Below are 24,311 nucleotides of genomic sequence, written 5' to 3'. Positions count from 1 at the left end.
CACTATTACCCAAGGCAGGCTCATGAGCGCAGAATTACTAATCAACGTTACCCCGCAAGAATCACGGGTTGCCTTACTCGAAAACGGTTGTTTGCAAGAGGTGCTAATCGAGCGTGCCACCCGCAAAGGCATTGTCGGCAATATTTATAAAGGCAAAGTCAGCCGCGTGCTACCGGGGATGGAGGCGGCTTTCATTGACATTGGTTTGGAAAAATCCGCATTTTTGCATGCCTCCGACCTTACCCACCCTTCGTTGGAAGAGTTTCAGGACACAAATATTCCACGCCCCACGGTGCAAATCAGCGAATTGCTTTACGAGGGCAAAAAGCTATTGGTGCAAGTCATCAAAGACCCACTGGGCACGAAAGGGGCACGTTTAACCACGCACGTCACCATTCCGTCGCGCTTTTTGGTATTGATGCCAGACAATAACAGTGTGGGTGTTTCGGGAAAAATTGAGGAAGGGGCGGAGCGCGAACGCTTGCGGGCAACGATTGAACGCCTGCGGCTGGAGTTCGGCAGCGAACACGGTTACATCGTGCGCACCGCTGCGGAAGGCATCAGTGAAAACGATTTGCGCAGCGATATGAAGTTCCTGTGCAAGTTGTGGGGCAATATATATACGTCTTCAGCAGAATCCCCCGCCCCCACGTTGGTGTATTCCGATTTGCCCTTGGTGCTGCGCGTATTGCGCGATATGGTGGGGGAAAAAATTAGCAAAGTGCAGATTGATTCCCGCGAAACCGCGACCAAAGTGATTGAGTTTAGCCAGAAATACATTCCTGATTTGGCTGAAGTCATCGCGCATTACCCCGGTGAACGCCCGATTTTTGATTTGCATGGCGTCGAAGAAGAAATCCAAAAAGCTTTGCAGCGCAAAGTACCGCTCAAATCCGGTGGCTATTTGATCATCGACCAGACCGAGGCGATGACCACGATTGATGTGAATACCGGCGGCTTTGTCGGCAGCCGTAATCTGGAAGAAACCATTTTTCGCACCAATCTGGAGGCGGCGCAAACCATTGCCCGCCAGCTACGGCTGCGTAATTTGGGCGGCATCATCATTATTGATTTCATCGACATGCTGCAACACGACCACCGCCAACAGGTGTTGAAATTGCTGGAAAAGTCGTTGGAACGCGATTACGCCAAAACTTACGTCTGCGATGTGTCGCCGTTGGGTTTGGTCGAAATGACCCGCAAACGTACCCGCGAAAGTTTAGAACATGTGTTGTGTCAACCGTGTCCTTGCTGCAACGGTAACGGTTTTATTAAGAGCGCGGAAACGGTGTGCTACGAAGTTTTCCGCGAAATCTTGCGGGCAGTGCGTCAGTTTGATGCGCGTGAATTGCTGGTATTGGCTTCGCAGGAAGTGGTAGATTTGCTGCTTGATGAAGAATCAGACAGTTTGGCGGAATTACAGCAATTCGTGGGGATTCCGATTCGTTTGCAAGTAGAGGCACTTTACACGCAGGAGCATTTCGACGTTGTACTTCTCTAGGAGGCAGGGTGGCTTTGTATTACGTCTGACCTACCTGCTGCTCACCTTCTTTTTCCACTGGGCGATTTTGTTGGTCGCATTGGTGGGGTTGGCGCACTTGTGGTTGCCGATGGTGGACGACTACAAAGGCATACTGGAACAGGAATTGTCGAGTTTTGTCGGTAATCCGATCAGCATCGGGCAAATTCGTGTCGATCGTGACAGCGAGGCATTGCGCTGGGTGTTGGAAGATTTGCAACTGACCGATGCGTCTGGGCAATCCCCGATTCAAATCCGCCAACTGAGTCTAACGGTAGACTGGCGCGAAAGCTTACGCACCTTGCGTTTGCAACCGGCGGATATTGTGCTGGAAGGCGTCGAATTTATCCTGCGTCAAGAAGCCAATGCGCTGCCGGAAGTGCAGGGCTTGCGTTTTCCTTTGCCGGGGCAGAAAAATACCGCGCTGAATATTGAGCGCCAATCGCCGATCCGCATCAGCATCAACAGCGGTTTCGTGCACTGGATGGATGCCACCAACCACCGCACCCTGACGTTGAGTGATTTGCAATTCATCGGCGAAATTTTACCGAATGAGATCACTTTGCAGACGGATGCACTCTTTCCCCCCGCGATTGGTGAAACCTTGGGCTTGGATGCAGTGTTGCACCAAGTCGCTGATTCTAAAGGAAATCCGCAATGGGATGGCACGCTTCACACCCGCACGCAGATTTTTAATCTTGCCGCGCTGCCGTCGCCGTTACTGCAACACTACGGCGTGAATGCCGGTGGTTTGAAGCTGGATGCCACCATCAAGTCGGTAGCGGGTAAACCACTGCACATCAGTGGTGAGGGTGAAATTCAGCATTTGGGTTGGACAGGCAATGCCCAAACCCCGGCGTTGCACGGCGTGAATGCCACGTTTACCGCTGCTAATGAAGGTGGGCGCGTCAAGGTCAAGATCAACGACAGTGCATTAACTTACCCACAATGGTTTGATAAGACTTTACCGTTGGATTCTTTGGCAGCGGATTTGGATTGGCAAGTCAGGGCCGATGGCTGGCATTGGCACCTTAGCCATTTGCAGGCTGAAAACCCCGATCTGACGCTGCAAGGTACCGGCACACTGGCGCTACCGACGCAGCAATCCCCGGTGGCTGACCTCAACATGACGTTTGCGACACGCCATACTTTGGACAATGTACGCGATTACATTCCTTCGATTCTCCCCGATAACACCAAACGGTGGTTGAAAACCGCCATTGTGAACGGCAACGTGCCCAAGGGTGAGTTTGTATTGCGCGGGAATCCGGCGGATTTTCCATTTCAGCAGCAGCCTGGGTTGTTTGATATTCGTTTTGACATTGAAAACGGGGTGCTGGCGTATTTACCCGAATGGCCGGTCGCTAACGAGGTGAGTGGAGAGTTGCATTTCCACAATGTGGATATGAATGCGACGGTACATAGCGCTCGCATTATGGATTTGGCAGTGACTGGCGGCACAGTGGCTATTCCTGACATGCACACCACGGATACGCACCTGCTGCTTGATTTGAAGACCCAAGGGGATCTGCAAGCGCACATGAATTATTTGCAAGATGCCCCGATTGGGCGTCAATTGCGTGATTTTATGCAAGTTGCTGAGTTTTCCGGCAAGTCAGGATTGCACCTCAAACTGGATGTGCCGCTAAAACAAACCACGCTGGAGCAACAAGGCGTGGCGGTGGATGGAGTGGTCAGTTTGCAGGGCAACCGTTTTGCGATTCCTGCGTATGAGCAAATCTTTAGCCAATTGCAGGGTGACGTGCATTTTGACCAGCATGGCGTGACGGTGACGGGTGCCAGCGGGCTATACCGTAAGCAGCCGCTTAAATTGTCAGCGCGTACCGACAAAGCGAAAGGCATTATCAACGTCGATTTGCAACAACAGCAGCAACCAGCGGTATTTTTGCCGGAAAGCCTCGCCAGTTTGCGTGATTATCTGAGCGGCACGGCGTCAGTGGAGACACGGCTACAATTGCCCGCGTTTGGTGCGAATGTTGCCACAGGTCAGGCACTTGCGAGCTTGAAAGTGTCGGCGCGTAGCCAATTGCAAGGCGTGGCGATTGCTTTGCCGCCGCCGTTTGGCAAAGCCGCAGCAGAGGCGCGTGAATTAATGGTGGACGTTGATTTGCCGTTTGATTCGGCGAAACCTTGGCAGGCTTTGGTGACGTTGGGCAAACATTTGCAGGTGCACGCGCGTTTGCCGCACAAGGGCAAGCAAGCAACGGCCATTGGCATCGGCGTGGGCGGTCAGGCGGTTGACTTGCCTACCAGTGGGATTCGTGTCGGCGGTGAGTTGGCAGAATTGGATTTGCTGGCATGGCAAGGGCTGGGAATGCTCAGTGGTACAGGGGCGACACCTACCCCCGTGCCTGCTGAATTTCAAGCCGATTTGACGGTAAGCAAGCTGAGTCTGGGTAAGCAGTCGCTTGGCAAGGCGACAGTGAATGTGAGCGGTGGTGACATTCTTAAAGTGCATGTGCGGGCAGATAATTTACAAGCCAATGCGCATTTACCAGTCAAGGCAATGGCAAGTGGGCGGGTGAATATTGATGCGCAACACCTTGATCTTGATCAGCTTGGTAAGCAGTTGCCGACGGGCGCGTCGACAGCGGGTGAGGGGTTGTCGCCGGTGAATTTTCCCTCCATGCGGTTTACGTGTACCGATTGCAGCAAGGGCGATTTCCCGCTTCAGTCGCTTAAGCTTAACTTGAATAAATCCCGCGATGCGTTGTTGGTTGAGCAGTTGGAAATCCGGCATCCGCTGATGGTGTTATCCGCATCGAAAGGGCGCTGGTACATAGCGGTGGACGGCACCTCTCACACCGAACTTACCGCCAAGGCAACGGTGGCTGAACCGGGTAAGCTGTTAGCAAAACCGGGTAAGGTTGCGGCCTTGCAAGGCGGTGCATTAACCGCTGATGCGCAATTGCATTGGCAGGGCGCACCGTTTAGCGTCGCACTGGCAACGGTGAATGGGGAACTTCAAGCCAAGCTTGCCAAGGGCAGTTTGACGGATGTTGACCCCGGTTTGGGACGTTTACTGGGTTTGCTGGATGCGCAACGTTTGCCGACCCGACTGGCGTTGGATTTCCACGATATGACGGTGCAAGGCGTGGCGTTTGATGCCATCACCGGCAGTTTTCGTTTGAAAAACGGCGTGCTGACAACCCACGATACCCTCATCGAAGCCGCCGCAATGGTGGCGGGCATCGAAGGTAGTCTCGATCTGAGCCGCAAAACGTTGAATCATACCGTGACGGTCGTGCCAAACCTGCGCTCAACTTTGCCGGTGGTCGGCGTCGCCGTGGGTGGCCTTGGCGGTGGCGCGGCGATGTTGTTATGGAATTCCTTGACAGAAAAATCCGCCGCGCATCAGGTGCAAGCCGCCGGTGGTTTACGCTACCGAGTGACTGGCGCGTGGGACGCCCCGGAAATTATCGAGTTAAAAGCACCCTTCAAAAAGACGGATGTTGATGTTTTGATGCATTGAACAGACAATGAGATTACGCATACAGCAATGGGGAGATTCAGCATGGCGTTGATCGCAGCACTACAAATGGCAGCAGGCCCGCACGTTCCGGCCAATTTATTGGAGGCGGGACGTTTGATTAAAGAGGCAGCAGCACGCGGCGCAGGCATGGTAGTGCTTCCCGAAACTTTTGCCATGATGGGAGCCGCCGATGCCGATAAAGTGAAAGTCGCGGAAACCTTCGGGGAAGGGCCGATTCAGGCGTTCTTGAGCCAGCAAGCCCGCAAATACGGGGTGTGGATTATTGCAGGCACGATTCCACTGCGTTCTGACGATCCGGCGCGTTCTTATGCCGCCTCGCTCATGTACGATGCCAAAGGCAAGGTGGTGGCGCGTTACGACAAGATTCACCTCTTCGATGTCATGCTCAGCGAGAATCAGGAAGTTTATACCGAGAGCGACACAACTATGCCGGGTAAATCGCCCGTGGTGGTGGATACGCCGTTTGGCAAAGTCGGGATGTCAGTGTGTTACGACTTGCGTTTCCCGGAATTGTACCGACGCTTATCCGAGCAGGGGGCGCAAATTTTAGTGGTTCCCGCCGCCTTTACCGAATTGACGGGCAAGGCGCATTGGGAAGTGTTATTGCGGGCGCGGGCGATTGAAAACCTGTGCTACGTGGTTGCTCCCGGACAAGGCGGGTATCACGTCAGCGGACGCACGACCTACGGTCACAGCATGATTGTGGACTATTGGGGGCGGGTACGCGGGGTGTGTGAAAAAGGCGCTGGCGTGGTTTTGGCTGACATTGATTTGGATGCATTGCAACAAACCCGCAAGACCTTTCCGGTACTGTCCCACCGTTGCCCGACACAAAATATTAATCAAGGAACAGCATGAAACAGGCATACGATTTTGCTCGTGAGGCATTTTTTGCCCCGACGGGTTTGAGTGAAACGCATTTGGAACAAGTCTTTAGCCAGCTTCTAACTAAAGATACCACGCTGGCGGATTTGTATTTTCAGTCTGCCCGCCATGAATCTTGGGGCTTGGAAGAGGGCATTATCAAAAGCGGCAGTTATAGCATTGAGCAAGGTGTGGGCGTGCGCTCGGTCTGCGGTGAGCAAACCGGCTTTGCCTACAGCGGCGAAATCACGCTGCCTGCGTTGCTGGAATCTGCCAAAGCTGCGCGTGCGATCAGCCGTGCGGGGCAATCGGGCGCGGTAAATGCGTGGACAGTGCGTACCCCGCAACGCCCGCTTTACGGGCTGGATGACCCGCTGAACTCGCTTTCCGAAGACGATAAAATCAGCTTTCTGCGTCAAATTGACAGCATTGCGCGGGCAACCAGCCCTTACGTGCGCCAAGTCATGGCGAGCATGGTAGCCGTGCATGAAATCATTTTGGTGGTGGATGAAACCGGGCGCATGACCGCTGACGTGCGTCCGTTAGTACGCGCCAATGTTTCCGTTATCGTGGAACGCAATGGGCAAACCGAAAGTGCGACGGCTGGCGGTGGCGGGCGTTTCAACCTCGATTACTTCGTGAGTGGCAATAAGGCGCAAGAGTACGCCGAAGAAGCGGTGCGCAAAGCCTTGATCAATCTGGATGCGGAAGCCGCGCCAGCGGGCAATATGACCGTGGTATTGGGCAATGGTTGGCCCGGTGTCTTATTGCACGAAGCGATTGGGCACGGGCTGGAAGGCGATTTTAACCGCAAAGGCACCTCGGCATTTGCCGGGCGGATTGGCGAACAAGTGGCAGCCAAAGGCATTACCGTGGTGGATGACGGCACGCTGGAACAACGCCGTGGCTCGTTAAGCGTGGATGATGAAGGCACGCAAACGCAATGCACCACGCTGATCGAAGACGGCATTCTCAAAGGTTATTTATTTGACCGTCAGAATGCGGCATTGATGGGGACACAATCCACTGGCAATGGTCGGCGTCAGTCTTACGCCAATTTGCCGATGCCGCGCATGACCAATACCTACATGCGGGCGGGGGACTATGATCCGGCAGAAATCATTGCGTCGGTGGAGAAAGGCATTTACGCGGTGAATTTCTCTGGCGGGCAAGTCGACATTACGTCGGGGAAATTCGTGTTTTCTGCCTCGGAAGCGTATCAAATCGAAAACGGCAAAATCGGTAAACCTTTGAAGAACGCCACGTTGATCGGTAATGGCCCGGATGTGTTAACCCGCGTCAGCATGATCGGCAATGATTTGCAACTGGATACCGGCATCGGCGTGTGCGGTAAAGACGGGCAAAGCGTACCCGTGGGCGTGGGTCAACCAACACTTCGGGTTGACGGTTTAACCGTTGGCGGCACAGCGACAGCATAAGGATAATGACCATGATTGAACTCGACAACCGTTTCGACCTCTCGACTGAATTTCAAGCGATGGCGGAGCAGGTGCTGGCGGCAGCCAAAGCCAAAGGCGCGACAGCGGCTGAACTCGACATCGACAAAAGCATGGGGCTTTCGGTCGAAGTGCGCATGGGGCAGGTGGAGAAGCTGCAATACCACCGTGATCAGGGTATTAATCTCGCGGTGTATTTTGGGCATCGCAAAGGCTATGCCTCGACGGGTGATTTTTCGCCGCAAGCCTTGGAGGATACTTTGGAGGCGGCGTGCCGGATTGCGCGTTATACCTCGGAAGACGATTTCAACGGTTTGGCGGATGCGGAACGCATGGCGAGCGAATTTCCGAAGCTGGATTTGTACCATCCGTGGGAATTGAATGCGGACATGGCCATTGACATGGCGCTGCAAACCGAAGCGGTGGCGCGTGAACACGATGCCCGCATTACCAATAGCGAAGGCGCGGGCGTGGATAGCTACGCGGGCATGAGTTTGTACGCGAATTCGCACGGTTTCATGGGGGTTAGTCACAGCACGCGCCATTCCCTGAGCTGTTCGGTGGTGGCGCAAGATGGCGAGTCCATGCAGCGCGATTACTGGTACAGCGTATCGCGCGTGCCGGGGTTGCTGGAATCGGCGGATAGTGTAGGCGCGGAGGCAGCGCAACGCACGGTGCGGCGCTTGAATGCGCGTTCCTTGTCTACCCGTGAAGCGCCGGTATTGTTTGTGCCGCAAATGGCGCGGGGGTTGGTTGGGCAATTGGTGTCAGCCATCAGTGGTGGTTCGCAATACCGCAAAGCCAGCTTTTTGCTGAATTCGATTGGGCAACAAGCCTTCCCCGATTTCGTGCAGTTGCGTGAAGACCCGTTGATTCGTCAAGCCTTGGGTAGCCGTTCCTACGATGCCGAAGGCGTGGCAACGCAAGCGCGGGATATTGTCAAAGATGGCATTATTCAAGGCTATTTCCTTGGCAGTTACAGCGCTCGCAAGTTGGGAATGCAAAGCACGGGCAGTGCGAGTGGCGCAACCAATCTGTTGCTGGCGGATACGGGGGTGAGTTTCCCTGATTTGTTGGCGCAAATGGGTACGGGATTGATGGTAACGGAATTGATTGGCAGCGGTGTCAATGGCATTACCGGCGATTATTCGCGGGGTGCGGTGGGTTACTGGGTCGAAAACGGCATGATTGTGCATCCGGTGGAAGAGGTGACGATTGCCGGAAATTTGAAGGCTATGTTCCAAGGCATCGTCGCGATTGGGGATGATGTGGATGCGCGTGGTAGTATCCGTACCGGGTCGATTTTGATTGATAAAATGACCATTGCCGGTCAATAGTTTAAAGGAAGTGTATGAGTCAGTTTGAGAATGTCAGCGTTACTAAAACAGCGAATGTGTATTTTGAGGGTAAGTGCGTCAGTCACACCGTGACGCTGGCGGATGGCACCCGTAAGAGCGTGGGGGTGATTTTACCGTCTACCTTGACGTTTAATACGGGTGCGCCGGAGATTATGGAATTGTTGCAAGGTCGCTGCCGTGTGCGCTTGGCGGGCAGTGATGCTTGGGTCGATTACGCCGGTGGGCAATCGTTTGAGGTGGGTGCAAATTCATCTTTCGATATTGAAACCTTGGCAGATTTGCACTACGTGTGCCACTTCGGTTGATTAATGGCTGATGTGTTGGGCGGGGCGAGTTAAGGCTTGCCCGTCCAGCATTGCCTGATTGCCTTCCAGTGTTAATCTGCCTTCCACAAACCATTTGAGCGCCTGTGGGTAGATGATGTGTTCCTGCTCTTGTATCCGTTGCGCAAGGCTTTGTTCCGTATCGCTGGGTAACACCGGCACTTTGGCTTGAATAATCACCGGGCCACCATCCAATTCTGGGGTCACGAAATGTACGCTCACGCCGTGTTCATGCCCGCCATCTTCCAATACGCGCCGATGGGTATTAATACCTTTGTACAGTGGCAATAGGGAAGGGTGGATATTCAGCATTCGTCCCGCGTAATGGCGCACAAAATCGGGGGTGAGGATGCGCATAAAACCCGCCAACACCACCAAATCCGGCTCGAAACCGTCAATCTGCGCTTGCAAGGCTTGATCGAATGCGGCGCGGCTGTCAAAGCGGGTGTGATCCAGCGTGACGGTCGGAATTCCGGCATCGGTAGCGCGTTGCAAGCCATACACCTCGGCGCGATTGCTGATCACCGCCACAATCCGCGCCCTGAGGCGACCGGCTTTAATCGCGTCGATAATGGCTTGCAAATTGCTGCCGCTGCCTGAAATCAGCACTACCAAGGCAGGCAGTGCTGTATGCTGATCAATCGACATACTGGACGAAAGGGGTATCGCTGTCAGAAGCATCCATCGTGCCAATTTGCCAAGCTTTGATGTTTTCCAAGCGGCAAGTGCTAATGATTTCTTCGGATTTATCGGCGGGAACGACCAAGATCATGCCGATGCCGCAGTTGAAGGTGCGTAGCATTTCGTCATCCGCCACGCCGCCTTTTTCCTGCAACCAGTTGAAGATTTCGGGGCGTTGCCAGCTACTCAAACTGATTTTAGCTTTGGTGCGGGCAGGCAAGACACGCGGTAAATTTTCGGTTAAACCACCGCCCGTGATGTGTGCGACGGCGTGCAAATCGTAGCGGCGCATTAAGCCGAGAATCGCTTTGACGTAAATGCGGGTCGGTTCCAGTAAAGTACGCCCTAAGGTGCTGTCACCAAAGGCTTCATCCAATGACGCGCCACTGACTTCAATGATTTTGCGAATCAATGAATAACCGTTGGAATGCGGGCCACTGGAAGCCAATCCAATCAGCACGTCATTGCGGTGTACGCGGGAATTGTCGAGAATATTGTCACGTTCCACCACGCCGACGCAGAAGCCAGCGAGGTCGAAATCGTCACCGTGATACATGCCCGGCATTTCGGCTGTTTCGCCGCCTGCGAGTGCTGCACCGGCTTGGGAACAGCCTTCGGCGATACCGGCAATGACTCTTTCAGCCATATCAACGTCGAGTTTGCCGGTGGCGAAGTAGTCGAGGAAAAATAACGGCTCTGCACCGCTGACGATAATGTCATTGACGCACATTGCTACCAAGTCAATGCCAATCGTGTCGTAAATGCCGGTGTCGATCGCGAGGCGGAGTTTGGTGCCTACGCCATCCGTGCCGGATACCAACACCGGATTTTTGTAGTGTGACGGGATCGACATGAGTGCGCCAAAGCCGCCCAATCCGCTGAGCATTTCAGGGCGTTTGGTGCGTTGCGCATGGGGTTTGATGCGTTCTACCAGCGTGTTACCTGCGTCAATATCAACGCCAGCGTCACGGTAGGTCAAAGAAGGTTTGCTTGAATCCATTAAGCCTGTCTCGGTTAGGGCAGCCACAAATCGCGGATTCTAACATAGCCACCCATCGGCTGACACACAGAAAATCCAACCTTTGTTTGAAAAAACACTGGAAATCGCCGAACACTTTGCGTAACATATGCATCCTTCGGAGAGCTGGCAGAGTGGTCGAATGCGGCGGTCTTGAAAACCGTTGAGGGTTAAACCTCCGGGGGTTCGAATCCCTCGCTCTCCGCCACCAATATCAAAGGGTTGCATCGTTTTTACGGTGCAGCCCTTTTTTATTGCCTGCTAGTTGCTCAAGCGGCGAGTAGGGATTCAGCGGGAATGCCCAAATCTTTGTGCAGCCTTTTAATCATGTTAAGGGTTAGCGGACGTTTGCGATTGAGCACTTCGTAAATGCGGTTAGTTTGCCCGATCATGGGGATGAGATCTTTCACTTCCAGCCCGCGTTGTTCCATGGCGAATTTGATGGCTTCGATGGGATCAGGGGCTGCCATTGGGTAGTGTTCGCGCTCCCATGCTTCTACCAGTGTTGTCAGTACGTCGAGGCGGTCGCCTTCGGGCGTGCCATAGGCGGCAGTCATTAGGCTGCTGATGATGGTTAGTGTGTCTTGGTAGTCTTGTTCGGTGTGGATAGGTTTAATGTTCATATTTTGCCTCAGATGGTTTGTGCGTCTATCGCGTCGTATTGGGCGTGTGTGCCGATGAAACGCACGTACATGATGCGGTAGGGGTAGTTGATCCAGACGATCAGGCGGTATTTGTTGCCTGCGATGTTGAAGACTACGCGCCCATCTCGCAGGATGCTGGCATTGCCAAAATCAGCTTTTACGTCAGCGGGTGCTTCCCAGTCAGCTTTTAGGGCGTGCCTGTACCATGCCAGTATGGGTTCTATGGCATCGGCATAATGCGGAGATTCTTCCCAGAAGTGTTTTAATTATGCCTACTGTTTTTGAAACTGCGTTAATATAGCGCCTTTCTGCAATACACGCATGGAACAAGAGTTATGTTGGACCCAAAACGTTTAAGAACCGATCTGGATGCAATCGCGGCACAATTGGCACGACGCGGTTTCAAGCTGGATGTGGATACCATCCGCGCGGTCGAAGAGCGCCGCAAAGCCTTACAAGTGGATACCCAAACCTTACAAAATGAACGTAACTCGCGTTCCAAAACCATTGGGCAAGCCAAAGCGAAGGGCATAGACATTCAACCCTTACTCACCGAAGTCGCGGATATGGGCGACACGCTCAAGGAAAAAGAGCAGCAACTCGCCAGTTTACAAGCCGAGCTTGATGCCATTGTGATGGGCATTCCCAATGTGCTGGACGCTTCGGTGCCCGACGGCAAAGATGAAAATGCCAATGTTGAAATTCGCCGCTGGGGTGAGCCGCCCGCGTTTGATTTTGAACCCAAGGATCACGTTGACCTCGGTTTACCGAATGGGTGGATGGATTTTGATGCGGGTGCAAAACTTACCGGCTCACGTTTCGTGGTGATGCGCGGCGCAATGGCGCGGCTGCACCGGGCGCTGATTCAGTTCATGCTTGATACGCACACGCAGGAACACGGTTACACCGAAGCGTATGTGCCGTACATGGTGAATGCGGACAGTTTGCGTGGCACGGGGCAGTTGCCGAAATTTGCCGAAGATTTGTTTAAGCTGGAAGGCGAACAAGGGTATTACCTGATTCCGACCGCTGAAGTGCCGGTCACGAATCTGGCACGCGATACCATTATTGATGCTGCCGAATTGCCGGTGAAATACGCTTGCCATACGCCGTGTTTCCGTTCCGAAGCGGGTTCCTACGGCAAGGATACCCGTGGCTTGATCCGCCAACATCAGTTTGAGAAAGTGGAAATGGTGCAATTGGTGCGCCCGGAAGATTCCACGCAAGCATTGGAAAGTTTGACGGGCAATGCCGAAGCGATTTTGCAAAAGTTGGGGCTGCCGTACCGGGTGATTGTATTGTGTGCAGGCGATACCGGCTTTTCCTCGATGAAAACTTATGATCTTGAAGTCTGGCTGCCGGGTCAGCAAAAATACCGTGAGATTTCATCGTGTTCTGTTTTCGGGGATTTTCAGGCACGCCGCATGATGGCGCGTTACCGTAACCCTGAAACCGGCAAGCCGGAGTTGCTGCACACGTTGAACGGTTCTGGGTTAGCAGTGGGGCGCACCTTGGTCGCTGTGCTGGAAAATTACCAGGAAGCCGACGGGCGCATTCGTATTCCCGCTGTGTTACGCGGGTACATGGGTAACGCTGAGTATCTGTGAGAAATCAGGGAAATACCGCATTAACTTGATACTGCGCAATGTAAATGGCATGGGGTCGGGTATTATGTGGTTTTTTCACCCCGTCCGGCAAAGCCAACGATTGGATATTGCAATATGAGTACTGAACAAGTCATCCTGCCCAAAGCCTCCCTCCAGCCGCGTTCGGTGGAAGGCCGCTTTCGTAACATTAAAACCGCGATTTTGCTGCTAGGCTATGCGGTGTTTTTTTTACTGCCGTGGGTGCGTTGGGAACGCGCGGTAGGCCCCGATCAGGCAATTTTGTTTGACATTCCGGGGCGGCGTTATTACATGTTCGACTTGGTAATGCACGCGCAGGATATTTTCTGGTTGACCGCGCTCCTGTTTTTGGCGGCGGTACTGTTGTTCTTCGTGACCACCTTGTTCGGGCGGGTGTTCTGCGGGTATTTTTGTTTCCAAACCCTGTGGATGGACGCTTTCCGTTGGATGGAGCGTTGGGTGCAAGGCGACCGGGTAGCGCGGTTGCGCTTGGAAAAACAGCCTTGGAATTTTGAGAAAATTCGCAAGATTGGTTCGACTCATGCGTTGTGGCTGCTGTTGTCCATGTGGACTGGGTTAAGTTTTGCACTCTATTGGGGCGATGCGTTTGAATTAACTGCCGGGTTCTTTACCGGCACCGCTCCTGCTGCGGTTTACGGCACCGTGATGATTCTGATGACCACGACGTATTTGACCGCAGGCTGGGCAAAAGAACACGTGTGTTTGCACATTTGCCCTTATTCACGTTTCCAAAGCGTTATGTTTGACCAAGATACCATGATCGTGTCGTATGATGCGCAGCGCGGCGAAGGCAAATCCGGGCGCGTCAAGCCGGTGAAAGAAATGCGTGACCATGCAACCCGTCAGGATACAGGGCATGGCGATTGCATCGACTGCGGTTTGTGCGTGCAAGTTTGCCCGACCGGAATCGACATCCGTAACGGCTTGCAGATCGGTTGTATTCACTGCGCGTTGTGCATTGATGCGTGCGACGGCATTATGGATAAGCAGGGTTGGGAGCGCGGTTTGATCCGATACACCTCTGAACATGCGCTAGAAGGCGGTAAAACCAAAATTTTCAAGTTACGCACCGTGGGTTACGGCCTCGCTACCTTGTTGGCGGCGGTCTATTTGGTGTGGAGCATTGCCAGCAGCAAACAACTGGAAGTGACTGCCGTACAAATTCGCAGCCCCTTGTATGTTACCCTGTCGGATGGACGTATCCAGAACAGCTACGAAGTCAAAATTAACAACAAAACCATGGAAGCAGCGCGTTATACCTTGGCGATTGAGGGTTTGCCCAATGCTGAAATGGAATTGCAGATCAATGATTTGAGCGTGAAGCCGGATTCAACTCTGCGTGTCTTGGCAAAAATCCGCTATACTATGCAACCCGGTGAGGCAGGCAAAAATCACGACTTCCAGTTCAGGCTCACGCCGTCGGAAGGTAAAGTGACTGAGCCGGTCATCATCCCTTCACACTTTATGACTCCGTAAGGTTGCATGGAAAATCAAAATATAGCATTCACATTAGGGGTCGGCGTACTGGCTGCGCTGGCACTGTTTGTGTTGTTTTACAAGGTCTGGAAACGCCCCGGTAAGCTGGCCTCACTGCTGACGTTTTTGGTGGTGCTGTCGGTTTACGTGCCCTTAGCGGTATTGTATTGGGCAAGTTTGGATGTGTTCGCCATCCACTTTGCCTTTTTCACCATGGCAGCGGTATTGCCCGGTATCATTGTCGGTAATCGACGCGGCACACAGGTGGATAGCGGCAGGCTGCATTGGGGGCCGGGAATTATCATTGGATTTTTCATGATCTTGGTGATTGTGGACTCTACGATTATTACCTTGGCAAATAGCGGCGCCAGTGCCGACTTTATCCGCAAGTTTCTGCCGGAACCACGCCGTGAAAGTGCTAAAAATGTCATTTCGGCTTTTCCCGGTACCGTTTCCAATGATTACCAGAAAAAGTATGATTTGTATAACAGCTACATTGATCAATTGAAAATGCAGCAGGAACGTGGCTGGCAAGTCGCCGATGGTTGGCTGGAAAAGCCGCAACCGAATAAAGTCAGCATGTTCCGCATCCATGTCACCGACAAAGCCGGTCAAGCGGTGACAGGCGGTCAAGTGCAAGTGTCTTTTTTACGGCCTTCCGCTAAAGCATTGGATGTCACCTTGGATTTGCCTGAAGCTGCGCCTGGGTTTTACGGTCAACCGATTGCCCTACCTGCACCAGGCGCTTGGGATATGGTCATGACGATCAAACGGGGTGATGATATTCACGAAGTGAAAGGCAGCACTTGGATTGGCGAGCAACGATAAGCCACTATGAGTGAATTCCCTTTACAAGTTGCCCCCGGCGCTTGCTTTCATTGTGGTCAGCCCGTGCCAGCGGGCAAGCCTTATCATGTCAAGATTGATAACCAGCCGCGTGAAATGTGCTGCACCGGCTGTCAAGCGGTGGCGCAAGCCATTGTCGACAATAACCTCACCGATTATTACCGTTTCCGCACCGAAATCAGCGATAAACCCGATGATTTGGTACCGGAAGCGTTGCGGCAGCTACAAGTCTACGATTCCCCAGAATTGCAAAAATCGTTCGTGCGCGAAACCGGCGCAAATATTCGGGAAGCGTCGTTGATCTTAGAAGGCATTGTGTGTGCTGCGTGTGTTTGGCTTAACGAGCATCACGTCAAGCAACTGGATGGCGTGTTGGAGTTCCGCATCAATTATTCCACACACCGCGCTACCTTGCGGTGGGATAACGAGCGCTTGAATTTAAGTCAGGTGTTGCAATCCATTTCTGAAATCGGTTATCACGCACACCCGTTTGACCCGCGTCGGCTGGAATCCCTGCAAAAAAAGGAAAAGTCGGCTGCTTTGCGGCGCATTGCCATCGCGGGTTTGGGCATGATGCAGGTGATGATGATTGCCATCGCAATGTATGTCGGCGCGGTGTCGGATATGGATACCGGAATGCGCGATTTCTTGCGCTGGATCAGTTTGATCATGACCACCCCCGTGGTGTTTTATTCGGCAAAGGTGTTTTTCAGTTCGGCGTGGCGTGATTTACGGCGCGGGCGCTTCGGCATGGACGTGCCGGTGTCACTGGCCATCGCGATTGCGTTTAGCGCCAGCGTCTGGGCAACGTTTACCGGCGGTGGTGAAGTTTATTTCGACTCGGTGACAATGTTCACTTTTTTCCTGTTGACTGGCCGCTATTTGGAAATGACGGCGCGGCACAAGGCGGGACAAGTGGCAGAGGCGTTGGTGCGCTTAATGCCCGCGACCGCGACGCGCTTGCGCGACGGCGAACAGGAAGTGATTCCGGTCAGCCAGCTTGAACTCGGTGATTACGTCCTGATAAAGCCGGGCGAGGTGGTGCCAGCCGATGGCGTTGTTACCGACGGCACGAGTAGCACCAATGAGTCGTTATTGACGGGTGAAAGCCTGCCGTGCCAGAAACAGCGTGGCGATGCATTGGTTGGTGGCACGGTGAACATGGAAAGCCCGCTGACGATGCGTGTCGACAAAGTAGGCGATAGCACCGTATTGGCGGCGATCATTCGTTTGCTGGAGCGGGCGCAAGCGGAAAAGCCGGAATTGGCACGCTTGGCGGAAAAAGTGGCTTCGCGCTTTGTGCCATTGATTTTAATCACCTCGGTGGCAGTGTTTGCTTGGTGGTATCAACACCAGCCTGCGGAGGCATTCTGGATTGCTTTGTCGGTGTTGGTTATTACTTGCCCGTGCGCCTTCTCGTTGGCGACGCCAGCGGCGCTGACGGCTGCCACGGGTTTGCTAACGTCCAAAGGCGTGTTGACGACCCGGGGTCATGCTTTGGAAACCTTGGCGCGGATCAATCACATTATTTTCGATAAGACGGGCACACTGTCGCACGGGCATTTGGAAGTGGTTGAGGTGCAAATGGTGGGCGCAGCTTCGGCACAGCTTTGCCAGCAAATAGCCGCCGGGCTAGAAATGGCATCGGAACATCCCGTTGCCCAAGCGCTGGTACGCCTCAGCGACAGCCCTGCCAAGGTGCTTGAGCTAACCGCAGCGTCGGGGCGTGGCGTGAAAGGCGTATACGCTGGCAAGCATTACCGGATTGGTACTCGCGTGTTTGTTGAGGAATTGACCCAGTGCGAATTGCCTGCGAATGTGTCAGACGCTGGTGAGCGTTCGCAAATTTTTCTCGGTGCGGACGATGGCTGGCTGGCCATTTTCAGCCTTGCGGATCAGCTACGCGCTGAAGCAGCGCAAATGGTGCAAGAGTTGCAAGCGTTAGGGATTACCGTGACTTTGCTGAGTGGCGATTCCCCGCCTGTGGTTGCTGCTGTTGCTCAGCAATTGGGTATTTCTCATGCACACGGCGGGCAATTGCCGGATGCGAAGTTGGCGTACTTGCGGCATTTGCAATCCCAAGGGGCGATCGTGGCAATGGTTGGCGATGGGGTGAACGATGCGCCCGTGTTAGCAGGTGCGCCGGTGTCGATTGCGATGGGCAGTGGCTCCCAATTGGCTCAAGCCAGCGCTGACATGGTGTTATTATCCGAGAATTTACGACAACTGCCGTTTGCAGTACGCACTTCACGGCGGATGCAAACCATCATCAAGCAAAACTTCTTATGGACAATTGCCTATAATCTGCTGGCTATTCCTTTGGCAGCGACTGGCATGGTAGCGCCGTGGATGGCAGCAATTGGCATGTCTGCCAGCTCTTTGGTCGTGGTGCTGAATTCATTACGCCTGAAAAATGATTAATCTTGGTCTATAATGGCATGTTTGGTTGAGGTGTAATGCGATGGATGCCTTGTACTTGCTGATTCCGATAGCACTCGGCGTAATGATCGTGGTGGTGGTAGCTTTCATTTATACCGTTAGAAGCGGTCAATACGATGATTTGGAAGGACCCGCGCACCGCATCTTGATGGATGACGATGACCCGCGCATCCCCGGCAATCACGTTGTGCCCGCCGTGCCCGCTGCAACCGCCGTGAATGAGGAAGAGAAGAAAAGTGCGTAATGTCAGCGCGTCAAGCAATGTGCCGTTCGTCGCCACTTATCCTCTCTACATCATTTTATTCGTAAAGCTGAACATATCATTAACCATAATGTGAAAATTGTTCTATGCTATCTATAACAAATTCCTTTGGTGATGACTGCCTGGGTTTTTTGATAGATTTTTTTAAACATTGATCAGTAGTAAATATTCGGGAATGAATAACCGAAGCAGGGATGAAAAGGATAATTTCCCTGTGGGGTTTGCTAAGACTGGTAATAGGAGAATAGGTAATCGTATGGCTGATAGAAGATTACAGGTCTTTCACGCGGTGGCTCGACTGTTGAGCTTCACCAAGGCAGCAGAAGTGCTGCACATGACACAACCGGCGGTAACATTCCAGATTCGTCAGTTAGAAGACCAGTTTGACACTCGCTTGTTTGACCGGACGCACAACCGTGTTTCCCTGACCGAAGCGGGCAAGATCGTGTTCGAGTACTCTGAGCGTATTTTTGAGCAATACAGCGAAATGGAAAACGCCATTCGTGAAATGACCAATGACATCAGCGGTTCGTTGACCATCGGAGCGAGCACGACCATTTCGGAATACATGCTGCCGTCATTGCTGGGTGAGTTTAATTCCAAAAACCCTGACGTCAGATTGCGCTTACGTGTGTCGAACACCGAGGGCATTGTGTCGATGGTGGAAAACAACGTGATTGATCTTGGCGTTGTCGAAGGCATGGTCAACAATAAAAACTTGCTGGTAGAAGTTTGCCGCCAAGACGATTTGGTGCTGATTGTTCCACCGACACACGCATTGGCAAGCAAAACCGCTGTCAAGCTGAAAGACGTGCTGGATTATCCGTTCATCTGCCGTGAAGAAGGTTCCGGCACACGTGAAGTGGTACTCGACTACCTGTATGCCTTGGGCATGGACAAACACGCAATGAACGCTTGTTTGGAACTGGGTAGCCCGGAAGCGGTAAAAGGTGCAGTGGAAGCCGGTATGGGCGTCTCCATTGTTTCCAGCGCCAGCATCGGCAAAGAACTGAAGCTTTGTTCCTTGGTAGCCATTCCGCTTGATCCGCCACTGACACGTGACTTCTCGTTTGTGCGCCAGCGTCAAAAGTTCAAAGTCCGTGCGATGGAAGAGCTGCTGGAGTTTGCACGCGGTTATTGCGAAAACCTCAAAAAGCAGAAATAAAATCCGTGTTGGGTACAGCGCATCTTGCTGTACCCCGGATTCTTAGTATTCGATAGGAAATCCCCATGTTACCCGGTATGCCACAACCAACCGGCTCTGCCGAAGAAAAGCGTCTTCGCAAGCTCTACCGCGATATGAGTTCACACGATCAGGCAACCCTGCTGCGGTTTGCCGAATTCCTCGCAGGCTCACCCACGCTTGACGCTGAACCCATGACCGAATTCCCTACTCCCGAAGCTATTTCGCGCCCCGAACAGGAAAATGTGGTCAAAGCGATTAAACGCTTGACGGCTACCTACCCGATGATTCCGCGTGAACGTTTGTTGAACGAAACATCGAGTCTGATGACCGCACATGTGATTCATGGCAAATCAGCGACGGCGGTGATTGATGAGCTGGAAGTGATGTTTGCACAGCATTACACCACGCTGAAGACTGAGTTTGAAGAGAAAGAAACCCCAGCTTCACTCTAGCCCGAACACGCGCGCTCGGATGTGTCCAATCTGATCACGCACTGCGGCGGCTTGCTCAAATTCCAAATTCTTGGCGTGCTGGAACATTTTTTCTTCCAACTTTTTGATCTGCTTGAGCGCCTGATCAGGCGTTAAGCTGCGGTATTCAGCCGCGTCTTCGGCAACCTTCTTTTCCCCGCGTGTTTTGCCTTTGCCCTTGGTGGCATTGGCGTAAGCGCCTTCCATCACATCGGCAATGCGCTTGCGAATGGTTTGCGGGGTAATGCCTTGTGCTTCATTGTGGGCAAGCTGTTTGGCGCGGCGGCGGCTGGTTTCGCTCATCGCTTTGCGCATGGATTCGGTGATTTTGTCGGCGTACAGAATCGCTTTGCCTTCGGAATTGCGGGCGGCGCGTCCGATGGTTTGGATCAGCGAGCGTTCGGAACGCAGGAAACCTTCTTTATCCGCATCCAAAATCGCTACCAGTGAAACTTCCGGTATATCCAAGCCTTCCCGCAGCAAGTTAATCCCTACCAGCGCATCGAATTCGCCTTTGCGCAAGTCGCGGATAATTTCGACGCGCTCCACGGTGTCGATGTCGGAATGCAGGTAGCGTACCTTGATGTTGTGTTCCATCAGGTAATCGGTGAGGTCTTCCGCCATGCGCTTGGTCAGGGTTGTGACCAGCGTGCGTTCATTGCGCAAGGCGCGTTCGCTGATTTCGGACATGACGTTATCGACTTGCGAGAGGATCGGGCGAACTTCCACTTCGGGGTCGACTAGTCCGGTGGGGCGTACCACTTGTTCGGCGATATTGTCGGAATGTTCCAGCTCATACGTGCCGGGGGTCGCGGAAACGTGGATGGCTTGCGGAATCAGTTTCTCGAATTCGTCAAAGCGCAGCGGGCGATTATCGAGTGCGGAGGGCAGGCGGAAGCCGTAATCGACCAGCGTGCTTTTGCGCGAATAATCACCTTTGTACATGCCGCCGAATTGCGGGATGGTGACGTGGGCTTCGTCGATGAACACGATGGCATTGCGCGGCAAGTAATCGAACAGGCACGGCGGTGGTTCACCCGCTGGGCGTTTCGAGAGGTAGCGCGAATAGTTTTCGATGCCGGAACAGTAGCCGGTTTCGACAATCATTTCGATGTCGTATTGGGTACGCTGTTCGAGGCGTTGCGCTTCCACTAAGCGGTCGTTTTCGCGCAAGACTTTCAGGCGTTCTTTGAGTTCGGCTTTGATGTAGTCGATGGCTGCCAGCAACACTTCACGCGGGGTAACGTAGTGCGTTTTGGGGTAAACCGTCAGGCGTGGCACGCGGCGCAGCACTTCGCCAGTCAGCGGGTCGAAATAACTCAAATTCTCGATTTCGTCGTCGAAAAGTTCGATGCGAATGGCTTCTTTGTCGGATTCGGCGGGGTGCACGTCGATGACTTCGCCGCGTACCCGAAACGTGCCGCGTTGCAGGTCGAGATCATTGCGGCTGTATTGCATTTCGGCGAGGCGACGCAGCAGGGTACGTTGGTCGATGCGGTCGCCGCGCACCAATATCAGCAGCATTTTCAAATACGATTCGGGGTCGCCCAAGCCGTAAATCGACGAAACGGTGGCGATAATAATGACATCTTTGCGCTCGAACAGGTTGCGCGTGGCGGAAAGGCGCATTTGTTCGATGTGGTCATTGATGGCGGAATCTTTTTCGATGTACACGTCTTTGGACGGCACATAGGCTTCTGGCTGGTAATAATCGAAGTAGGAAACGAAGTATTCCACCGCATTGTTGGGGAAGAATTCTTTCATTTCGCCGTAAAGCTGGGCTGCCAGCGTTTTATTGTGTACCAGAATAATCGCGGGGCGCTGGGTTTGTTGGATGATGTTCGCCATCGTGAAGGTTTTGCCCGAACCCGTCACGCCCAGCAGGGTTTGGTGCAGCAAGCCGTCGTTTAAGCCATTGACCAGCGAGCAGATGGCTTCCGGTTGGTCGCCAGCGGGCTGGTAGGTGGTGTGGAGCTGAAAGGTTTGTGCTTCGGTCATCATGGAATCCCCAGCAATTTGTGGGTTTGAACACTCAATTTCCATTGCGGGTACTGCATACAATACGCAATCGCCGCTTTGGTGTTTTTGGCTTGTGCCGCACCATCCATTGCTTGCAGGTAGAAGTGCTGGAAGTCCAGCCCTGCAAAGCGTTCTGGCATGGCGAGCGGTTGGGGGTACACCAACTTCAACTCATTGCCCGTTGTTAGCACGATGTCGCTGTCGGCTTTGGGGCTGACGCAGAGCCAGTCGATGCCTGCGGGGGCGGGTTTTGTGCCGTTGGTTTCTACCGCAATCTCGAAGTTTTCTTGGTGTAAAGCGTCGATCAGGGCTTTATCCAATTGCAATAGCGGTTCGCCGCCCGTGAAAACGATGAAGCGGTTCATGTCTTTTTTTACGCCGATCCACCATTCTTGAATGATCGCCGCGACTAAGGCCTTGGCATCGCGGAATTTGCCGCCGTTGACCCCATCCACGCCCACAAAGTCGGTGTCGCAGAAGTTGCAGACGGCTTTAGCACGGTCGGCTTCTAGCCCTGACCACAGATTGCATCCGGCAAAGCGGCAAAAGATCGCGGGGCGACCGGCGTGGAAGCCTTCGCCTTGCAAGGTGTAGAAAATTTCTTTGACGGAATAGGTCATACAGGTAGCCCCGGTTCGTGTTCACCCCATGATAGCACCACGCCACAGCCCGGTGTTTCGTACAGGTCGATGCGGTCGAGTTGCGGCAATCCCGGTGAGGCTTGGGTGCGTATCCAACGAGCAACGCTGGCGGGGTTGGGTTCGTCCAGCCCGGTTAAGTCGTTGAGGTTGTGGTGGTCGAGTTGTTTGTAGATCGGCTTGAATTGCGCTTTTACGTCGCCGTAATCGACAGTCCAGCCCATTACGGTGTCGAGCGGGGCGGTGAGGTGCAGGCGCAGTAAGTAGCTGTGTCCGTGCAGGCGGCGCACGCTGTCGGCGGGGTCGGCGCGGGTCAGGGTTAGGGCGCTTTCAAAGCGTTGGTCTTTCCAGATGCGGTAATGTTGCCCGTCGTAGTGGCAGCCTGCGGTGACGGTTTCGTAGACGCTGACCCATGAGAGCGCGTCGAGTTCGGGCTTGAGGCGTTCCCATAGCCATGCGGCGAGGGTTTCGCTGGTGGGGTTGTCTAAACCGGGGATGTCGTTGAGGCAGTGGTGGTGTAATTGGTCGTGCAGGGGGTGCCAGACGGCGGCGAGGCGGTCGAAGTCTACGCCCATGTCTTGCGCTTGCAGGTTTTGGTTGGCGTGTAGGATGACCTCGAAACCGTGGCCGTGCATCCTTCCGCATTGGTGTCCGGGGGCGACGTTGGGCAGGCGGTGCGCGGCTTCAAAGCGGAAACGTCGCCAGATGTGGGCATTGTCGGCAAGGTCGAGGTCTGCGCCTTGGTGCAAGGTGCTTTGCACGCCGACCGAGGCAACGCTGGGCAGGGCCAGGCGGGCGCGTATCCAGCGGGCGAGGTTTTCATCCGTGGGCATTGGCAGGAATTGGTTGAGGTCGTTGTAGTCGAGTGGCGCAACGCTGTGGGCGAGTTGTTGGCGTAGGGCTTCGACGGAGCTTGCACCGATGGCGCGGACTTTGGCGAGAAAGCTGTGTCCGTGCAGGCGACGGGCGGGGTGTGCGGCGGAAAGGGGGTATTGCCCTAGGGCATTTTCGACGCGGCAGGCGGCTTCAAAGGGGGCGGCGGCGACGTAAAACAGGGTTTCGTTCATGGGATAGCGCGGGCTTGCTGGGAATCAAGCGGGAATTATGGCGTAGGCGGGGGCGTTGCGCTATGTTTTCGGTATATTTGTCAGGCTGCCATCTTTATAGGGATGACGGGATATGAGTATCTTCACACAGTGCCAACACCTTGGCGGGAAGTTTGTTTGGTTGGCTGTCCCACCATAAAAATGTGTGAGTATCTAACAGCAGCCTCATTCTGTACCGAGCCAGAAATCGTCTGATAAGGGCGCATCGAAATCAGCAGTCATCACCGCACAACCAGCGTGTAAGCCAGCCTGACGTGTTGTCGGCATAGCAGATCGGGCAAGGGGCGCACTGTATTTATTGAAGAGAAACTCAACAAAATTAAGTATTTCTCGTTGAACACTCTCCGGCAAACGGCGGGTGTGTTCAGTGATTAGCTCTACTGTACCCATGATGGTATTACTCCAGTTGTTTCTCTTGGGTCAGTATAGCCAAGGATGCCGCTGTTGACCATTTTCGGTGTAGCACGGCATTTCCCGCGCATCAACGTGGTGTATTAAAATCAGGCTTTGACGTTGGCACAAACGATCACGCATCCGCGCACCCTGAACGATTGGGCAACCACATCTTTGGATAGATGACTGTAACCACCACATTTTGTCAGTAAGGGAAAGACCATCTTTATTAAACGCTCTCAATCTGGCGATGCTTTTTATTTTTGCCCCACGCCAACGTTCAGCATGACGGGCGCTGCGGAGAGGCGAATGGTCGGCAGCGCGGGCTGTCACCGCGTCCGTCATCGAATGTCTTGTTAGCACATTATCAGCAGGTGAATAGTGGCACGGTTGTTGAATGATGCACGGCAAAAACAAAGCCTAAATTAGGCACAATCTGTCACGCATCAGCG

The 24,311-nt window shown here is 53.5% G+C and carries 21 protein-coding genes, 1 tRNA gene and 1 pseudogene; 14 read left to right on the top strand and 9 right to left on the bottom strand.

Translation table 11 applies throughout. The annotated features are described in order from the left end of the window. Positions 1-22: 22 nt before the first annotated feature. Genes rng through L3K52_14670 form a run of 6 tightly spaced genes read left to right on the top strand, consistent with a single transcriptional unit; the run spans position 23 to position 9,017 of the window. Positions 23-1,501, top strand: a complete 1,479-nt coding sequence (gene rng, locus L3K52_14695; GenBank protein ID UOG91431.1) for a ribonuclease G — start codon at positions 23-25, stop codon at positions 1,499-1,501. Further along, positions 1,488-5,012, top strand: a complete 3,525-nt coding sequence (locus L3K52_14690; GenBank protein ID UOG91430.1) for a hypothetical protein — start codon at positions 1,488-1,490, stop codon at positions 5,010-5,012. Before rng ends, L3K52_14690 begins: the two co-directional genes overlap by 14 nt. A 42-nt stretch (positions 5,013-5,054) precedes the next feature. After that, positions 5,055-5,891 carry a carbon-nitrogen hydrolase family protein gene (locus L3K52_14685; protein ID UOG91429.1) on the top strand — a complete coding sequence of 279 codons (837 nt, stop codon included), beginning with the start codon at positions 5,055-5,057 and terminating at the stop codon, positions 5,889-5,891. Then, a complete protein-coding gene (tldD, locus tag L3K52_14680; GenBank protein UOG91428.1) occupies positions 5,888-7,336 on the top strand; it encodes a metalloprotease TldD in 1,449 nt (482 codons plus the stop codon). The genes L3K52_14685 and tldD overlap by 4 nt, the downstream gene beginning before the upstream one ends. 11 nt (positions 7,337-7,347) lie before the next feature. Further along, a complete protein-coding gene (gene pmbA, locus L3K52_14675) occupies positions 7,348-8,691 on the top strand; it encodes a metalloprotease PmbA (GenBank protein UOG91427.1) in 1,344 nt (447 codons plus the stop codon). Between the two features lie 14 nt (positions 8,692-8,705). Continuing rightward, the gene (locus L3K52_14670; GenBank protein ID UOG91426.1) at positions 8,706-9,017 is read left to right on the top strand and encodes a pyrimidine/purine nucleoside phosphorylase; all 312 of its coding nucleotides are present in this window, start codon (positions 8,706-8,708) and stop codon (positions 9,015-9,017) included. On the opposite strand, the gene purN is transcribed toward L3K52_14670, so the two are convergent. Both purN and purM read right to left on the bottom strand, forming a co-directional pair. Beyond that, on the bottom strand, positions 9,018-9,683 hold the full coding sequence (purN, locus tag L3K52_14665; GenBank protein UOG91425.1) for a phosphoribosylglycinamide formyltransferase: 666 nt from the start codon (positions 9,681-9,683) through the stop codon (positions 9,018-9,020). It abuts the gene before it with no gap. Continuing rightward, positions 9,673-10,716: a phosphoribosylformylglycinamidine cyclo-ligase gene (gene purM, locus L3K52_14660; GenBank protein ID UOG91424.1), complete on the bottom strand. Its 1,044-nt coding sequence runs from the start codon at positions 10,714-10,716 to the stop codon at positions 9,673-9,675. The genes purN and purM overlap by 11 nt, the downstream gene beginning before the upstream one ends. A gap of 138 nt (positions 10,717-10,854) precedes the next feature. Between purM and L3K52_14655 the strand changes: the two genes are divergently transcribed. Beyond that, positions 10,855-10,942 (top strand) — tRNA-Ser (locus L3K52_14655). Between the two features lie 61 nt (positions 10,943-11,003). On the opposite strand, the gene L3K52_14650 is transcribed toward L3K52_14655, so the two are convergent. Next, the gene (locus L3K52_14650; protein UOG91423.1) at positions 11,004-11,357 is read right to left on the bottom strand and encodes a transcriptional regulator; all 354 of its coding nucleotides are present in this window, start codon (positions 11,355-11,357) and stop codon (positions 11,004-11,006) included. A gap of 8 nt (positions 11,358-11,365) precedes the next feature. Continuing rightward, positions 11,366-11,590 carry a type II toxin-antitoxin system HigB family toxin gene (locus L3K52_14645; GenBank protein UOG94016.1) on the bottom strand — a complete coding sequence of 75 codons (225 nt, stop codon included), beginning with the start codon at positions 11,588-11,590 and terminating at the stop codon, positions 11,366-11,368. A 123-nt stretch (positions 11,591-11,713) separates the two neighbouring features. Here L3K52_14645 and serS point away from each other — a divergent pair, with 123 nt between their 5' ends. The 7 genes from serS (at position 11,714) to L3K52_14610 (ending at position 19,685) form a co-directional block, all read left to right on the top strand. After that, complete coding sequence (gene serS, locus L3K52_14640; protein UOG91422.1) at positions 11,714-12,985, top strand: serine--tRNA ligase; 1,272 nt, start codon at positions 11,714-11,716, stop codon at positions 12,983-12,985. Between the two features lie 114 nt (positions 12,986-13,099). After that, the gene (ccoG, locus tag L3K52_14635; GenBank protein ID UOG91421.1) at positions 13,100-14,500 is read left to right on the top strand and encodes a cytochrome c oxidase accessory protein CcoG; all 1,401 of its coding nucleotides are present in this window, start codon (positions 13,100-13,102) and stop codon (positions 14,498-14,500) included. A gap of 6 nt (positions 14,501-14,506) precedes the next feature. Beyond that, positions 14,507-15,328 carry a FixH family protein gene (locus L3K52_14630; protein ID UOG91420.1) on the top strand — a complete coding sequence of 274 codons (822 nt, stop codon included), beginning with the start codon at positions 14,507-14,509 and terminating at the stop codon, positions 15,326-15,328. Between the two features lie 6 nt (positions 15,329-15,334). Beyond that, positions 15,335-17,767: a cadmium-translocating P-type ATPase gene (gene cadA, locus L3K52_14625; GenBank protein UOG91419.1), complete on the top strand. Its 2,433-nt coding sequence runs from the start codon at positions 15,335-15,337 to the stop codon at positions 17,765-17,767. 40 nt (positions 17,768-17,807) lie between these two features. Next, complete coding sequence (gene ccoS / locus L3K52_14620) at positions 17,808-18,029, top strand: cbb3-type cytochrome oxidase assembly protein CcoS (protein UOG91418.1); 222 nt, start codon at positions 17,808-17,810, stop codon at positions 18,027-18,029. Positions 18,030-18,303: 274 nt separating this feature from the next. Then, on the top strand, positions 18,304-19,212 hold the full coding sequence (locus L3K52_14615) for a LysR family transcriptional regulator (protein ID UOG91417.1): 909 nt from the start codon (positions 18,304-18,306) through the stop codon (positions 19,210-19,212). Between the two features lie 65 nt (positions 19,213-19,277). Then, positions 19,278-19,685 carry a hypothetical protein gene (locus L3K52_14610; protein ID UOG91416.1) on the top strand — a complete coding sequence of 136 codons (408 nt, stop codon included), beginning with the start codon at positions 19,278-19,280 and terminating at the stop codon, positions 19,683-19,685. On the opposite strand, the gene uvrB is transcribed toward L3K52_14610, so the two are convergent. The 5 genes and pseudogenes from uvrB to L3K52_14585 form a co-directional block, all read right to left on the bottom strand. Then, the gene (uvrB, locus tag L3K52_14605) at positions 19,677-21,701 is read right to left on the bottom strand and encodes an excinuclease ABC subunit B (GenBank protein ID UOG94015.1); all 2,025 of its coding nucleotides are present in this window, start codon (positions 21,699-21,701) and stop codon (positions 19,677-19,679) included. The genes L3K52_14610 and uvrB overlap by 9 nt on opposite strands. Next, on the bottom strand, positions 21,701-22,342 hold the full coding sequence (gene queE, locus L3K52_14600; protein UOG91415.1) for a 7-carboxy-7-deazaguanine synthase: 642 nt from the start codon (positions 22,340-22,342) through the stop codon (positions 21,701-21,703). The genes uvrB and queE overlap by 1 nt, the downstream gene beginning before the upstream one ends. Continuing rightward, positions 22,339-22,677, bottom strand: coding sequence for a 6-carboxytetrahydropterin synthase (locus tag L3K52_14595; GenBank protein ID UOG94014.1), 339 nt, complete (start codon positions 22,675-22,677; stop codon positions 22,339-22,341). Before L3K52_14595 ends, queE begins: the two co-directional genes overlap by 4 nt. A gap of 45 nt (positions 22,678-22,722) precedes the next feature. After that, positions 22,723-23,067, bottom strand: a pseudogene (locus L3K52_14590) (6-carboxytetrahydropterin synthase). A gap of 564 nt (positions 23,068-23,631) precedes the next feature. Beyond that, a complete protein-coding gene (locus L3K52_14585; GenBank protein UOG91414.1) occupies positions 23,632-23,856 on the bottom strand; it encodes a DUF2281 domain-containing protein in 225 nt (74 codons plus the stop codon). Positions 23,857-24,311 lie beyond the last annotated feature (455 nt).

The sequence above is a fragment of the Candidatus Thiothrix sulfatifontis genome, assembly GCA_022828425.1.
Classification (GTDB): domain Bacteria; phylum Pseudomonadota; class Gammaproteobacteria; order Thiotrichales; family Thiotrichaceae; genus Thiothrix; species Thiothrix sulfatifontis.
The sequence above is the reverse complement of the archived record's forward strand: the minus strand, read 5'-3'. Positions and strand labels throughout refer to the sequence as shown.